Origin of the sequence: Streptosporangium minutum (genome assembly GCF_002149035.1) — a bacterium.
Lineage (GTDB): Bacteria > Actinomycetota > Actinomycetes > Streptosporangiales > Streptosporangiaceae > Streptosporangium > Streptosporangium minutum.
Map to the genome: position 1 here is coordinate 1 of NZ_NGFP01000508.1, position 1,289 is coordinate 1,289.

Annotated in this window: 2 protein-coding genes; one reads left to right on the forward strand and one right to left on the reverse strand. The window is 70.5% G+C overall.

Going from position 1 to position 1,289, the window contains the following annotated elements:
• Positions 1-857 (forward strand): amino acid permease (locus tag CA984_RS44060; RefSeq protein WP_133061997.1); only part of this gene is annotated, 857 nt, incomplete at its 5' end.
• An 88-nt stretch (positions 858-945) separates the two neighbouring features.
• Here the strand turns inward: CA984_RS44060 and CA984_RS44065 are convergent.
• Positions 946-1,289 (reverse strand): SSI family serine proteinase inhibitor (locus CA984_RS44065; RefSeq protein ID WP_086579163.1); only part of this gene is annotated, 344 nt, incomplete at its 5' end.

A 1,289-nucleotide genomic window follows, 5' to 3' on the forward strand; every position in this document is an offset into this window, starting at 1 on the left:
ACTACACCCCGTTCATCCCGCCCTCCAAGCCCACCCCCGCCGTCGAGGGCCTGGCCGCGCCGCTGATCYAGGTGCTGTTCGGGATCACTCCTGTCGCCTTCGGCGTGCTGGGCATCTTCAGCGCCGCGGCGATCGTGTTCTTCGCCTACATCGGCTTCGACGTGGTCGCCACCGCGGCGGAGGAGACCCGCAACCCGCGTCGTGACCTGCCGATCGGCATCATCGCCTCGCTGGTCATCTGCACCATCCTCTACGTCGCGGTCTCCCTGGTCGTCGTCGGCATGCAGCCCTACTCGCAGCTCAGCGAGTCCGCGCCGCTGGCGGACGCGTTCAAGGCGGTCGGCCAGACCTGGGCGGCGACGCTCATCAGCATCGGCGCCCTGGCCGGTCTCACCACCGTCGTGATGATCCTCATGCTCGGCATGTCGCGGGTGATGTTCGCGATGTCCCGGGACAACCTGCTGCCGCGCGGGCTGTCCAGGGTCCACCCGAGGTTCGGCACGCCGTACCGGATCACCATCCTGATGGGCGTCATCGTCGCGGTCCTGGCGGGGCTGGTGCCGCTGTCGACGATCGCCGAGCTGGTCAACATCGGCACGCTCTTCGCGTTCGTGATCGTCTCGATCGCGGTGGTCATCCTCCGGCGCACCCGCCCCGACCTCCCGCGCTCCTTCCGCACCCCGCTGGTCCCGCTGGTGCCGATCCTGTCGGTGCTGGCCTGCCTCTACCTGATGCTCAACCTGCCGGTGGAGACCTGGGTCAGGTTCGTCGTGTGGATGATCATCGGCGTCGTCGTCTACGTCACCTACGGCTACCGCCACAGCCGGGTGTCACGGCGGCCGCTGGACAGCCGGTAGCGGCCGTCCAGGCCGCGGGTGGCCCCAGGGCCCGGCCCGCGCGGGCGGAGGGCTCAGACGCCGGGCCAGGCCCGCGCGGGCGGAGGGCTCAGATGTGGAAGAGAGGGCCGGTGAGGGCGGTCATCTCGCAGCGGTTGTCGTAGGTCCTGCCGAACCAGACAGGTCTGCCCTCCCAGGTGCCGAGGGCCCGCACGGTGTGCGGGAGATACTCCTCGGGGCAGATCATGTCGATGTCGTAGGCGAGCTTCGACAGGTCGCCGCCGACCCTGCGGATCAGGCCGCAGGCCGTGAAGGGATCGGGATGGCTGCCGCCCTCCAGGTCGCATGTGAGGGAGACGCCGGAGCTCGTGCCGCCGGCCACGGAGAGGGTGAGCGTCAGGGCCGAGCCGCCCCCGGGGGCGGGTGACCGGTCCGAGGCGGGCGAGGCGGGGG